General features: G+C 64.6%; 13 protein-coding genes. 8 read left to right on the top strand and 5 right to left on the bottom strand.

All coding sequences use genetic code 11. The features are described from left to right. From FZI91_RS19515 to hflX, 4 genes are read left to right on the top strand one after another with little or no spacing between them, the layout of a single operon-like run. Positions 1-672 carry a hypothetical protein gene (locus tag FZI91_RS19515; RefSeq protein ID WP_162525995.1) on the top strand — a complete coding sequence of 224 codons (672 nt, stop codon included), beginning with the start codon at positions 1-3 and terminating at the stop codon, positions 670-672. Then, positions 669-1,604, top strand: a complete 936-nt coding sequence (gene miaA, locus FZI91_RS19510; RefSeq protein WP_162525996.1) for a tRNA (adenosine(37)-N6)-dimethylallyltransferase MiaA — start codon at positions 669-671, stop codon at positions 1,602-1,604. Before FZI91_RS19515 ends, miaA begins: the two co-directional genes overlap by 4 nt. Next, on the top strand, positions 1,601-2,488 hold the full coding sequence (gene dapF / locus FZI91_RS19505) for a diaminopimelate epimerase (protein WP_162525997.1): 888 nt from the start codon (positions 1,601-1,603) through the stop codon (positions 2,486-2,488). The genes miaA and dapF overlap by 4 nt, the downstream gene beginning before the upstream one ends. Before the next feature lie 46 nt (positions 2,489-2,534). Next, positions 2,535-3,929 carry a GTPase HflX gene (gene hflX, locus FZI91_RS19500; protein ID WP_155940863.1) on the top strand — a complete coding sequence of 465 codons (1,395 nt, stop codon included), beginning with the start codon at positions 2,535-2,537 and terminating at the stop codon, positions 3,927-3,929. On the opposite strand, the gene FZI91_RS19495 is transcribed toward hflX, so the two are convergent. After that, positions 3,926-6,250: a molybdopterin-dependent oxidoreductase gene (locus FZI91_RS19495; RefSeq protein ID WP_155940708.1), complete on the bottom strand. Its 2,325-nt coding sequence runs from the start codon at positions 6,248-6,250 to the stop codon at positions 3,926-3,928. The genes hflX and FZI91_RS19495 overlap by 4 nt on opposite strands. A 110-nt stretch (positions 6,251-6,360) precedes the next feature. Between FZI91_RS19495 and FZI91_RS19490 the strand changes: the two genes are divergently transcribed. Both FZI91_RS19490 and FZI91_RS19485 read left to right on the top strand, forming a co-directional pair. Then, positions 6,361-7,515 (top strand): acyl-CoA dehydrogenase family protein, encoded by a 1,155-nt coding sequence (locus FZI91_RS19490; protein WP_155940706.1) that lies wholly within the window; start codon positions 6,361-6,363, stop codon positions 7,513-7,515. A gap of 6 nt (positions 7,516-7,521) precedes the next feature. Next, positions 7,522-8,055, top strand: coding sequence for a GNAT family N-acetyltransferase (locus FZI91_RS19485; RefSeq protein ID WP_155940705.1), 534 nt, complete (start codon positions 7,522-7,524; stop codon positions 8,053-8,055). On the opposite strand, the gene lexA is transcribed toward FZI91_RS19485, so the two are convergent. Continuing rightward, a complete protein-coding gene (gene lexA / locus FZI91_RS19480) occupies positions 8,052-8,726 on the bottom strand; it encodes a transcriptional repressor LexA (protein WP_155940703.1) in 675 nt (224 codons plus the stop codon). The two genes, FZI91_RS19485 and lexA, sit on opposite strands and share 4 nt — an antisense overlap. Before the next feature lie 228 nt (positions 8,727-8,954). On the opposite strand from lexA, the gene FZI91_RS19475 reads away from it, so the two are divergent. Both FZI91_RS19475 and nrdR read left to right on the top strand, forming a co-directional pair. Then, on the top strand, positions 8,955-9,458 hold the full coding sequence (locus FZI91_RS19475; protein ID WP_155940702.1) for a LysM peptidoglycan-binding domain-containing protein: 504 nt from the start codon (positions 8,955-8,957) through the stop codon (positions 9,456-9,458). 130 nt (positions 9,459-9,588) lie between these two features. Continuing rightward, positions 9,589-10,053: a transcriptional regulator NrdR gene (nrdR, locus tag FZI91_RS19470; protein ID WP_155940700.1), complete on the top strand. Its 465-nt coding sequence runs from the start codon at positions 9,589-9,591 to the stop codon at positions 10,051-10,053. A gap of 22 nt (positions 10,054-10,075) precedes the next feature. Here nrdR and FZI91_RS19465 read toward each other — a convergent pair whose 3' ends face one another. The 3 genes from FZI91_RS19465 to FZI91_RS19455 form a co-directional block, all read right to left on the bottom strand. Next, the gene (locus FZI91_RS19465) at positions 10,076-10,759 is read right to left on the bottom strand and encodes a PhzF family phenazine biosynthesis protein (RefSeq protein ID WP_155940699.1); all 684 of its coding nucleotides are present in this window, start codon (positions 10,757-10,759) and stop codon (positions 10,076-10,078) included. Between the two features lie 93 nt (positions 10,760-10,852). Continuing rightward, complete coding sequence (locus FZI91_RS19460) at positions 10,853-11,944, bottom strand: alpha/beta fold hydrolase (protein ID WP_155940698.1); 1,092 nt, start codon at positions 11,942-11,944, stop codon at positions 10,853-10,855. Between the two features lie 54 nt (positions 11,945-11,998). Beyond that, positions 11,999-13,000 carry a proteasome assembly chaperone family protein gene (locus FZI91_RS19455; RefSeq protein ID WP_155940697.1) on the bottom strand — a complete coding sequence of 334 codons (1,002 nt, stop codon included), beginning with the start codon at positions 12,998-13,000 and terminating at the stop codon, positions 11,999-12,001. Positions 13,001-13,148: the final 148 nt, after the last annotated feature.

Raw genomic sequence — 13,148 nt, 5'->3', positions numbered from 1 at the left:
GTGGACCTATCGATAGCGATCTGCCCGTCGACCCCGCTGCTGGTACCCGAGTTGGGTGGGGAGGCCGCGGCCGAAACGGCCGACCTGCGTGAGGCGGCCATTGCCGCAGTGCGGACCCTGCCTACTCGGTGGCTCGCGATCGGAGTCGGCGAGGGCCGGTATGGCAGCGATGCGTCGGGCACCTTCGCCGGATACGGCGTTGACGAGCGTGTTTCACTCTCGTCCGCGGCGGCGCCGCCGACAGAACTTCCGTTGCCGGTGCTCATCGCCGGATGGCTGCGCCAGCGTGCGACCGCCGACGAGGTCGAGGCGCGGTTGGTTAATGGGGACGGCATCGCGTTCGGGACGGCATTGCGTCGGGAACTAGCCTCACTCGAGGCGTATGACGGGGCGATGGGTGTTGTCGTCATCGCCGACGGCGCCAACTCCCTGACGGACAAGGCGCCCGGTGGCTACCGGCCCGAGGCACAGGACGCGCAGCGCGCCCTGTCCGAGGCGCTGACGCAGGGCGATGCGGCCTCGCTGCATCATTTGCCGGACGTCATCAGCGGAGGTGTCGCCTACCAGGTGCTCGCCGGGTTGGTGGGCTCCGATCCCATTCAGGCCGAGTGCTTGTACCGCGGCTCTCCGTATGGGGTGGGGTACTTCGCGGGCACCTGGCGCGTGTCGTGACGCGGCCCATTGCGGTCATCGGTCCCACCGCCACCGGCAAGTCGGCGCTGGCGCTGGATCTCGCCGAGCGGCTCGGTGGCGAGATCGTCAATGCCGACGCGATGCAGCTGTATCGCGGGATGGACATCGGAACGGCCAAGGTGCCGCCGGCGCAACGCCGCGGGATTGCGCACCACCTGCTCGACGTGCTGGACGTGACCGAGACCGCCACCGTCGCCACCTATCAGCAAGCGGCCGTCGCGGCCATCGATGACATCCGTGCGCGCGGGCATGTGCCGGTGATTGTCGGCGGATCGATGATGTATATCCAAGCGCTGCTGGATGATTGGACGTTTCCTGCGACGGATCCGCAGGTGCGGACGCGGTGGGAGCAGCGGCTGGCGCAGATCGGAGTGGCCGCCCTGCACACCGAGCTCGCCGCGCGCGACCCGGCCGCCGCGGCCATCATCTTGCCCACCGACGGGCGGCGCACGGTACGTGCGCTGGAGGTCATCGAGCTCACTGGTCAGCCGTTCGCGGCATCCGCTCCGACCATCGGTGCGCCGCGGTGGGACACCATGATCGTCGGATTGGATTGGGCGACAGAAAAACTCGATGAACGCATCGCGCAGCGGACGGATCTGATGTTCGAGCAAGGGTTTGTCTCGGAGGTTGAGCACCTGCTGGGCATCGGGCTGCGTGAGGGCGTGACGGCCGGGCGAGCCATCGGATATGCCCAGGTGATCGCCGCGCTGGATGCCGGGGCGGGACCTGAAGAGCTGGCGCAGGCGCGCGAGCTCACGTTCATTGGCACCCGGCGCTACGTGCGCAGGCAGCGGTCGTGGTTTGGTCGCGATCATCGCGTCGTTTGGCTGGCCGGTGATGACGCTGCCGACTCCGACGGGGTTGCCGGCGAAATCGAGTCGCGCTGGCGCCTATCCTCGAAGACGTGAAGTTCACCAAGGGTCATGGCACCCAGAACGACTTCGTGGTGCTGCCGGACGTCCACGTCAAGCGAGAGCTGTCGGTGCCCGCTGTTCAGGCGTTGTGTGATCGGCAGCGCGGTCTCGGGGCCGATGGGGTGCTGCGGGTGACCACGGTGGGGGCGGCCCTGGAGAACGGGGTTCTTGCCGAGAAACCCGCAGGTGTGAGCGGTGAAGATTGGTTCATGGACTACCGAAACGCCGACGGCTCGATTGCCGAAATGTGCGGGAATGGTGTCCGGGTTTTCGCGCATTATCTGCGGTCGATGGGGTTGGAGCACCGTGACGAGTTCGTGGTCGCCTCGCTGGCGGGGCCACGTCCGGTGCGCATCAATTCCTGGAGCCAGCTCGCCGCCGATGTCACCGTCGATATGGGGGCAGTGAAGGAATTCGGGGCGGGGCAGGCGACCGTCGGCGGACGGCGGTTCTCGGGTCTGGCCATCGACGTGGGCAATCCCCACCTGGCCTGCGTGGACGCGGGCCTGACTACCGAAGAGCTGCGCATGCTCGACGTCGGTGCTCCCGTTGCGTTCGACGACACGCTGTTCCCCGATGGGGTCAATGTCGAGGTACTGACGGCGCCTTCCGGTGGTCCAGGCGACGCGGTGCACATGCGGGTTCACGAACGCGGTGTCGGCGAGACACGCTCCTGCGGAACGGGAACCGTGGCCGCCGCATATGCGGGACTGCGCCACCTGGGGCAGGACACCGGCGAGCTCGTGGTCAATATCCCTGGTGGGCAGGTGTGCGTGACGATCACCGGCGAATCCAGCTTCCTGCGCGGACCCTCGATGCTGCTCGCCGACGGCGAGATTTCTGACGAGTGGTGGGGTGGCATTGTCGGCTGCGGATAATTCGGATGCGGTCGACGGCCCGCGGATGGGACGATCGACGGCAGATATGTCCATGACTTATAAGACGCCCACCGATGGCGAACTTGCCCTTGAGGACCGTGCCGCACTCAAACGTGTGGCGGGACTCTCGACCGAACTCGCCGACGTCACCGAGGTCGAGTACCGACAGCTGCGGCTGGAACGAGTTGTGCTGGTAGGTGTCTGGACGGACGGAACCTCGCAGGAGGCCGATATCAGCATGGCCGAACTCGCCGCGCTTGCCGAGACCGCGGGATCAGAGGTACTTGAAGGATTGATCCAGCGTCGTCAAAAGCCGGACCCGGCAACGTATATCGGGTCCGGTAAGGCGATCGAGTTGCGTGAGATCGTGTCGGCCACCGGCGCCGACACCGTCATCTGTGATGGCGAGCTCAGCCCGGCGCAGCTGGTGGCGCTGGAAAAGGCGGTCAAGGTCAAGGTCATTGACCGCACCGCCTTGATCCTGGACATCTTCGCCCAGCATGCGACCAGCCGTGAGGGCAAAGCGCAGGTCTCGCTGGCGCAGATGGAATACATGCTGCCGCGGCTGCGTGGCTGGGGTGAATCCATGTCTCGTCAGGCGGGTGGCCGTGCCGGTGGCGCAGGCGGCGGTGTGGGTACTCGCGGTCCCGGTGAGACGAAGATCGAAACCGACCGTCGCCGTATTCGCGAACGCATGACCAAGTTGCGCCGCGAGATCCGCGAGATGAAGACGGTCCGCGACACCAAACGCAGCCAGCGGCTTGAAAGCGATACTCCGTCGGTCGCGATCGTCGGATACACCAATGCCGGAAAGTCGAGCGTTCTCAACGCCATCACCGGCGCCGGAGTGTTGGTGCAGGATGCGTTGTTCGCCACCCTGGAACCGACCACGCGGCGCGGAACCTTTGATGATGGACGCGAATTCGTGATCACCGACACTGTCGGGTTCGTGCGGCACCTGCCCACCCAATTGGTGGAGGCCTTCCGGTCGACCCTGGAAGAGGTGGCTGACGCAGACCTGCTGGTGCATGTGGTGGACGGCGCAGATCTGGCCCCGTTGGCCCAGATCGAGGCGGTGCGCAAGGTGATCGGGGAGGTCGTCGCCGATCATGATTCGTCGGCGGCACCGGAGTTGTTGGTAATCAACAAGATCGACGCTGCCGGTGATCTGGCGTTGGCGCAGCTGCGCCGTGCGCTACCCAAGGCAATGTTCGTGTCGGCGCATACCGGCGACGGTGTCGACAAGCTGCGTACAGCCATCGCGGAGGCGGTGCCTCGCGGAGATGTTCAGGTGGACGTCGTGATCCCTTATGGTCGCGGCGATCTGGTGTCTCGGATCCACGCCGATGGTCAGGTGCAGTCCACCGAGCATCTGGTCGAGGGGACGCGTGTGATTGCGCGGGTGCCGAGGGCGCTGGCGGCTGTGCTGGCCGCGCTCTAATCGCGCGGCACCAGCCGGGGCGGCCGATGTGCGCGCACCGGTGGTAGTTCACCCTCGAACCGTTCGATCTGCACCAGCACGTGCTGTCCGGTGCAGCCCTGCGCCAAGGACGAGGTTCCCGAGTCATCGGTGAGGACGTTCGGATTGCCGTGTGCGCACGGTGAATCCGGGTCGGTGGGATCGATGGGGTCGAACCATGCCCCGGTCGATAGCTGTACCACCTGACGACGAAGACCGGCGTCGAGCACCGCCCCGGCCAGGCAGGCACCACGATCGTTGAATACGCGCACCACGTCGCCGTCGGCGATACCGCGCGGCGCGGCGTCGGCCGGATGCATGCGGATGGGTTCGCGACCCTGAACCTTCGAGCCTTGGCTGGTGCCACCGAAATCGAGCTGGCTGTGCAGCCGGGTACGCGGCTGATTGGCGATCAGATGCAGCGGGAAATTATGGGCGCGTTCGCCACCCAGCCATTCGGTGGGTTCGTACCATTGCGGGTACCCACCGCAGTCGGAGTATCCGAACCCGTCGATAGTCTCCGAGAAGATTTCGATGCGCCCGCTGGGGGTATGTAGCGGGTGCGCCTCGGGGTTATCGCGGAAATCCGACAGCAGTGTCAGACCCTCATCGGTCGGCAACTGCAGGTACCCCTGATCCCAGAACTCATCGAAGGTCGGCACCGTGAAGTCCAGGGCGCCAGCCCATTCGGCGTAGATGTGGCGTAGCCACTGCTGCGCCGTGCGTCCCTCGGCGAACTGCTCTCCGAAACCGAGCCGGTCGGCCAGCGCCGAGAATGTCGTGAAATCGTCACGAGAGTTGGCAAACGGCGGCGCAACGGCTTTCATCGCCACCAACAACGGGTCATTGCGGCTACCGGAGAAGTCGTCCCGCTCCAGGCTGGTAGTGGACGGCACCACGATATCGGCGTGCTTGGCCATCGCCGTCCACACCGGATCGTGCACCACCACGGTGTCGACGCGGGCCAGCGCGCGGCGCAGCCGCGGGAGATTCTGATGGTGATGGAATGGATTTCCGCCCGCCCAGTAGACACACTTGATATCCGGCAGCGTGAGTGTCTGGCCGTTGTAGGCCAGCGTCTCTCCGGGGCGCAGCAGCAGCTCGCTGATGGCCGCTACGGGGATAAACGTCGCGACGGGGTTGGGGCCCTGCGGGAACGTCGGGAGCGGGCAGCTGACCGGCGCCAGGCCCGATTCGTTCATGGAACCGTATCCGTGCCCGAATCCGCCCCCGGGAAGACCGATCTGGCCGAGCATGGCGGCAAGCGTGAGTCCCATCCACGGGGCCTGCTCGCCGTGACGGACCCGCTGCAGCGACCAGCTCACCGTCACCAGGGTGCGTCCGGCCGCCATCCGACGCGCGAGGGTTCGCAGCTCGTCGGCGTCCAGGCCGCACATGGGCGCCGCCCATTCCGGACTCTTGGGCACGCCATCGTCGGTGCCCAGCAGATAGCGTTCGAATCGTTCGTAGCCGGTGCAATAGGTGCGTAAGAAGGCCAGACTCGCTAGACCTTCCACGGCCAACACATGCGCTATGGCGAGCATGACCGCGACATCCGTTCCCGGAACGGGCGCATGCCATTCGCATTCACCATCAACATCGTCGCGCAGCGGACTGAACGAGACGATGCGTCCGCCGCGGGCGCGGAACCGGTGGAGAGCATCGCGGGCCGGATGCGCGGTAGTGCCGCCATGGTTGACACCGGTGTTTTTGAGGGCGATGCCGCCGAATGCCACCAGCAGATCGGTGTGCTCGACGATGACATCCCAGGACGTCGATCGCTTGAACAGTCCGTCATGGGTGCCGACGACGTGCGGCATGATGACACCGGTCGCACCGAGGCTGTACGAATGGCGTGAAAAGGTATATCCGCCAAGCAATTTCAAGAATCTGTGTACCTGGCTCTGGGCATGATGGAAGCGTCCCGCGCTAGCCCAGCCGTACGAGCCGCCGTAGATGGCCTCGTTGCCGTGGGTATCGACAACGCGGCGCAGTTCCCCGGCGAGCAGCTCGGTGAGTTCCTCCCAGGACACTTCGACGTAGTCGTCAGATCCGCGTGCCGTGCTGGGGCCGGGTCCGTCCCGCAACCAGCCGCGACGAATGGACGGTGCGGTTACCCGGGCCCGGTGCCGGATCGAACCGGGAATGTTCTGCAGCAGCGGGGACGGGTCTCGGTCGGTGACGATGGGGACGACACCGACTACCTCGCCGTCGCGAACTTCGGGCGTGAACGCGCCCCAGTGAGTGTGTGAAAGTTGCGATGAGCCGCTTGCGCGAAGAGCAGAAAACGCAGGCCTGATCATCCGAATGACTCTAGGCTTTCCGTCTGCAAACAGAGGGTAGGCGAGTACCGACCGACCAGTGGGTTGGTATACATTCTGCCGAGTACGTAAACCCAAACCGGAAGGTAACCATGGCCGGCGCCGTCAAGTTCACACGCACCATTTTCGAACCCGAGCACGAACTGTTCCGTGAGTCGTTTAAGACCTTCCTGGAGCGGCATGCCGAGCCGTACCGGGAAGAGTGGGAAGAGAACAAGATCGTCGACCGCTCCCTCTGGGTCGAGGCCGGCAAACAGGGTTTCCTGGGCACCGATATGCCCGAGGAGTACGGCGGCGGCGGGCTCATCGATTTCCGCTACAACGCCATCATCGGCGAAGAGATCACCAAGGCTCGGCAGTCGGGCATTGGTTTCACTCTGCACAACGACGTTTCGGGCCCGTACTTCCGCGACCTGGCCAACGACGAGCAGAAGGCGCGCTGGTTCCCCGGTTTCTGTTCCGGTGAGCTGATTTCGGCGATCGCCATGACCGAGCCGGGCACCGGTAGTGACCTGCAGGGCATCAAGACCCGGGCCGTCAAGGACGGCGATCATTACATTCTCAATGGCGCGAAGACCTTCATCACCAACGGCATCAACGCCGACCTGGTGATCGTGGTCGCGCAGACCGACCCCGAGAAGGGTGCGCTGGGCTTCAGCCTCATCGTCGTGGAGCGCGGTATGAAGGGCTTCGAACGCGGTCGCAAGCTCGACAAGATGGGCTTGGATGCACAGGACACCGCCGAGCTGTCCTTCACCGATGTTCGGGTGCCCGCCGCCAACCTGCTCGGTGAAGAAGGCCAGGGCTTCGTCTACCTGATGCAGAACCTGCCGCAGGAGCGCATGTCGATCGCCGTCGTGGCGGCCGCCGCGATGGAAACCATGCTTGAGGCGACCATCCAGTACGCCTCGGAGCGTAAGGCGTTCGGCAAGCCCATTAAGAGCTTCCAGAACAGCCGCTTCCTGCTGGCCGAGCTCGCCACCGACGCCACGATGATCCGAATCATGGTCGACGAGTTCATCACGCTGCTCAACAAGAAGGAACTGAGCGTCGAGCAGGCGGCCATGGCCAAGTGGTACAGCACCGAGAAGCAGGTCCACCTGATCGACCGCTGCCTGCAGCTGCACGGTGGCTACGGCTTCATGCGTGAGTACCCCGTCGCCCGTGCCTACATGGACTCGCGTGTCCAGACGATCTACGGCGGAACCACCGAGATCATGAAGGAAATCATCGGGCGTTCGCTCTAATTGCGAATGGTCATCCGTGATGCCACCGAGGCCGACGCGGCCTCGTGCGCGGCGATTTACGCGCCGTATGTGACCGACACGGCCATCTCGCTCGAGGAGGTGCCGCCGTCGGATGTCGTTTTTGCCGAACGCATCCGGACGGCGGCCCACCGGCATGCCTGGCTGGTCGCTGAAGACGACGGCGAGATTCTGGGGTACGCCTACGCGGTGCCGTGGAGATCGCGCACCGCGTATCAGTGGGTATGCGAAGTCAGTGTGTACGTGGACGGTTCACGCCGGCAGCGGGGCGCGGGGCGTCAGCTGTACACGGCGCTACTCGACCGGCTTCGCGAGCTGGGGTATCGGACGGCGCTGGCGGTCGTCGGGACGCCCAATGCGGCGAGCGAAAAACTGCATCGATCGATGGGATTCGAGCAGGTCGCCCTCTACCGGCGAATCGGCTACAAGCTGGGCAACTGGCACGACGTGGCGCACTTCCAGCTGTTCTTGACGTCCTCAGACGATGACAGTGCCCCCGGGCCACCGCCCGGGGTTTCCTAGATCTTGCGCAGGACGGTGACGACCTTGCCGAGGATGGCGGCGTCGTTACCGGGAATCGGCTCGAACAGCGGGTTGTGCGGCATCAGCCAGACCTGACCTGACGTCCGCTTGAACGTCTTGACGGTCGCCTCGCCGTCGATCATTGCGGCGACGATATCGCCGTTGTCGGCGACGTTCTGTTGACGCACCACGACCCAGTCGCCGTCGCATATCGCGGCATCGATCATCGATTCGCCAACGACCTTGAGCAGGAACAGCGATCCCTCGCCGACCAGTTCTCGCGGGAGCGGGAACACATCCTCGACGGCTTCTTCGGCCAGGATCGGGCCACCGGCGGCGATACGCCCCAGGACGGGCACGAATGTCGGCTCCGGTAGATCGCCCGAGCCGGTGACATCGGTGGCGACCGACTGGCCGCGAGATTCGTTGAGTCCTCGAACATCAACGGCGCGTGGGCGATTCGGGTCGCGTCGCAGGAAGCCTTTTTGCTCGAGACTGCGCAGTTGATGGGCGACCGATGAGGTGGAGGTGAGCCCGACGGCGTCTCCGATTTCGCGGATGCTCGGGGGGTAGCCCCGTTCATTCACCGATGCGCGGATGACCTCCAGGATGGTCCGCTGGCGCTCGGTCAGTGAACCAGTGGCGGGTCCCTTGCTGGGTGTGTCGCTCATGAGCCCGAATCTAGACCTGTCGAGGACATTTATCAAACATGTGTTCGATGCGTGTCGCATAGCGCGCGGACTGAGTCGGCCGCGTCGGACATTCCCGCTGGTCAGCGCCACTTGTCGGTGCCGGATGCTACAAATCGATCACATGTTCGGACATCGAACACATGATCGAGTACATTCGAACATAAGAGCGAACGGGCTAACCGATCGACAGACAGGAAGGGCATACCGATGAGCACAAATGTTCTCACCACACCGCGCAGTTCTCGCCACGGCGAATTCGCGCCGCGTGCGTACGCCCCGCAGGCGCGGGCCTACAGCGCGGAGTACCCGCAGACCCAACGTCGTGCGCTGCCGGTGCGCACCGTCGCCTATCGGAGGCCGGCCGGACGTCCGGTTGCATACCGGGGTAACGGAATCCGCGTCTCGACTGCGGTGCACGGCCGCCGGCAGGTGAGCCTGAAGGCCACGATCATCGTCGCGGCGGGTGCCGCGATGGCGACGATGTGGCTGCTGATGCTCGGGCAGGTCAGCGCCTCGGGCCTCGGAGGGGCTGGCGTGCCCGATCGTGTCGCGGTGGTCCAGGTCGCGCCGGGGGAGACCCTGGCCGATGTTGCCTCGCGGGTCGCGCCGGATGCGCCGCGTTCTGCGGTGGTGGCGAAGATTCGTGAACTGAATGAACTCGATTCGGCGACAGTGCAAGCGGGTCAGACGCTGGTTTCTCCGGTCGGCTGATCGGCATACGGACGTGACCTTCGAACGTGCGGGAGCACGGGTATCCTCGACACCGGTCTGGGCGCGCTGCGCCGTGGTTCAGCCAACCCAGCCCAATGACTTGGAGTTCAGAACCGGCGAAGGAGCAGTGATGCACTGTCCGTTCTGCCGTCATCCCGACTCGCGCGTTGTCGATTCTCGCGAGGCCGATGAGGGTCAAGCGATTCGCCGACGGCGATCGTGCCCCGAATGCGGCCGTCGTTTCACCACTGTTGAGACGGCTGTGCTTGCCGTCGTGAAGCGCAGCGGCGTCACCGAGCCATTCAGTCGGGACAAGGTCATCAAGGGCGTACGCCGGGCGTGTCAGGGCCGCGACGTCGATGACGATGCACTCAACCTGCTGGCCCAGAAGGTTGAGGACGCCGTCAGGGCCGCCGGGTCACCAGAGATTCCCAGCAATGAGGTGGGACTGGCCATCCTTGGCCCACTCCGCGACCTTGATGAGGTCGCCTACCTGCGATTCGCCTCCGTGTACCGCGGGTTCAGCTCGGCCGACGACTTCGAACGTGAGATCGCAGCGCTGCGCGCCCACCGGGATGCTCCAACAGGATCCTGACCTCTTTCGGTCGAGGACCGGTCTAGTCGAGTGTCAGCGATTGATCGGCGACGACGCGTCCACCGATCGTCACCCAGCCCTCGGCACTCCACTGCGTGAGAATCTGCGATCCCTTGCCCTGATTGATGATCAGGTCGCGGCTCATGAGATCGGTCATTCGCGCGGCGACCGACCCGGTCGCTTCGTCCTCGGCGACACCCAGATCTGCGGCGAACACTCGAGATCGCACCAGGCTGGCATTACGGTCCTGCCAGGCCCAGACGCAATGCAACAGTTCGTCCGCATATTCGGACGGGTCGGCTGCATCCACATCGGCGGGGGAGTCCGACTCGTGGAAGTCGGTCTCGGGAGCCCAGTCGGACCGGGCCCGTATCCAGGTGTAGTCGTCATAGCTCACTTGGAGAACGCCCGCGGGAACCTGCAGGGTGTTGACCGGTGTTCCGCGCTCACGCAGCCACCATGCCAATCCCACGGTCGGATGCCCGGCGAAGGGTAGTTCGGATGCCGGAGTGAAGATCCGCAGATGCGCGGTGTTCGATCCTTCTGCAGGAAGGTCGACAAAAACCGTTTCGCTGAAACCTAGCCGGGCAGCGATCCCCTGACGGTCCGCCGCGGTCACCTCGGCCCCGTTCACGATCCCTAGGGGATTGCCGAACTCGCCTGTCTCGTCGGTGAATACGCGAACAACCGCGACATCAACGCTCATCCTGTGACTCTACGTCGGCAGCGCGCTTCGCATTTGGGTACCTATGAACTGCGAAACTCCGATAACGCTTCGCCGCTGGCATCACTTGAGCGGCTAGGTGGCGCTGCGTTCGTCTGTGCCCATGGCGTCGAGCACCGCCATGCGCGTGCTGGCGGCTCCGCTGATCGCCCGCTCGGTGACTCCGATACGCAACATTCGACGCAGTTCGGCTTCGTCGTACTCGGCGGGCTCGGTGGAGTCGATGAACTGGCGCACGATCCTGATGAATCGCTCGGGGTCATCGTGAAACGGGAAATGGCCGGATTTCTCGAAGATCTCCAGGGACGAGCCGGGCATGGCTGAGTGGGCAAGGTGTCCGTGGCTGACCGGGATGACCAAATCGTCGCTGCCCCAAACTAGCTGCACGGGAACCGATTCGGTCAAATAACATCGATCCAGCATGGTCACCACCTGGCCGCGCCAATCCACCACCGCACGCAGTGTTCGGGTGAATGCGGCCGAGGCCCGGGGTTCTGGCAGGTCGGCCAGCACCCGCAGTACGTCGGGGATATCCCGGGCCATTCCCGCCCGTCCCAGCGTTGCGCGCGCGACCGCGCCGCCGAGGCGGACCAGCGGCATCGCCATGGGCAACCTCAAAAGCCCCAGTGCGTCACCGATGAAAGGCAATGATGCACACCGCAATACGATATTGACATCCTTGGTGACCCCGCCCGGTGAGACGAGGATGAGCCGCTCGACCAGATGGGGAAACTGGTAGGTGAACTGCATCGCGACTCCACCGCCGAGCGAATGTCCGACCACCGTGACCTTCTCGATGTCGAGTACGGCCAGCAGGTCTCGCATGCCGTTGGCGTATGCCGACACCGAATAGTCGGCACGCGGCTTGTCCGACTGGCCGTGGCCCAGCAGGTCCGGGGCGACCACGGTGAAGTGCTCAGCAAGCTGCGCGTGCACGCTGTCCCAGGTCGCCGAGTTATCGCCAATCCCATGGATGAGCAACACCACAGGTCCCGAACCCGCGATCCGAAAGGCACGGCGGTAACCGTGGATGGTGCGGAACGCCAGCCGTGGCCGCGCGGACGCGTCAGGGGCGGATGCCGTGCTCCGGCCGCTTTCGACGTCCTCGCCATCGTTCACATGCTCGGTATCCGGCACCGGACGCAAGAGCCGCGGTGGTGGATTCATGTGAAGTATTTTCACCCGTCGCCGCAAATTTGGCGCGGCGAGCGCATAAACCGGCTAGAGAATCGGGCCGTCCGGGAGCGGACTCGTCGGCGCGGAGGGCGGATCGTCACCGAACTTGGCCTGCTCGGCTAGGAATCTCTCGAATTCTCCGGCCAATTCGTCGCCGCTGGGAAGGTCCTCTTCTCGCGCCAGCAAGGACCGGTTCTCCTGGGCTGCAACGAAGGCGTCGTACTGCCGTTCCAGGGCCTGGACCACCTGGGCCACCTCGTCGCTACCGTCCACCTGCTCGTTGATCTGGTTGCGCACCTTGGCGGCCGCCTCGGTGAGCTCTTGCAATGGCAGATCCAGGTCACCGGCTCGGGCCACTTCCTCCAGCAGGCGTTGGGAGGCCTCGGGGTAGTCGGTTTGCGCCAAGTAGTGCGGGACGTGGACGGCGAAGCCGATGACGTCGTGACCGTGCTGGGCGAGCCGGAACTCCAAGAGGTTGGATGCGCTGCCCGGCACCTGAACCTCCTCGATCCAGCCCGGATGTTCCTCGAGCGTCTTGCGATCGTTGCCGTGCGCGGTCAGCGAGATGGGCCGGGTGTGCGGAACCGCCATTGGGATTGCGCCGAGCCCAATGGTCTTGCGGACACCAAGCTGATCGGCCAGTAGCCGGATGGCGTTGACGAACCGCTCCCACTTCAGGTCCGGCTCCAGGCCGGCAAGCAGCAGAAATGGTGTGCCCTTGGTGTCCTTGAGGGCGTACAGATTGAGCTCGGGGGTGGCGTACTCGGTGAAGTGATCGCTCTTGAAGGTCATCACCGGCCGGCGCGACCGGTAGTCGAGCAGGTCATCGATGGCGAACGACGCCACCAGCTCACTCTCCAGCGTGCTGCGCAGGTGCGCTGCGGCCAGTTTCACGGCGTGACCTGAATCGGAGAAGCCCTGCAGTGCGTGCACCAACACCGGGCCGCGGCCGTCTGAAGAGGCCAGCTGCGGACCGGGGAACTCCAGTTCATACATACCGCTTTGATCCGGCCGGTACGGCTGCGGATCTCCGTCGTTGCTCGTCATCGCTTTCGCCTCCCTTCGCGCTCTCGTCCCACCAGTGTCCCTTACCGGCAGACAAACGGCGAATGTATCTACGGGGCTCAACGGCCCGGGCGGGATGCGAATTCCTGTTTCTTCTGGAATACGTGCGCCATTCGCCGAGCGCGAAATC

The sequence above is a fragment of the Mycobacteroides sp. CBMA 271 genome (genome assembly GCF_009729205.1).
In the GTDB taxonomy this organism is placed as follows: domain Bacteria; phylum Actinomycetota; class Actinomycetes; order Mycobacteriales; family Mycobacteriaceae; genus Mycobacterium.
This window is presented reverse-complemented; position numbering and strand designations above follow the sequence as displayed.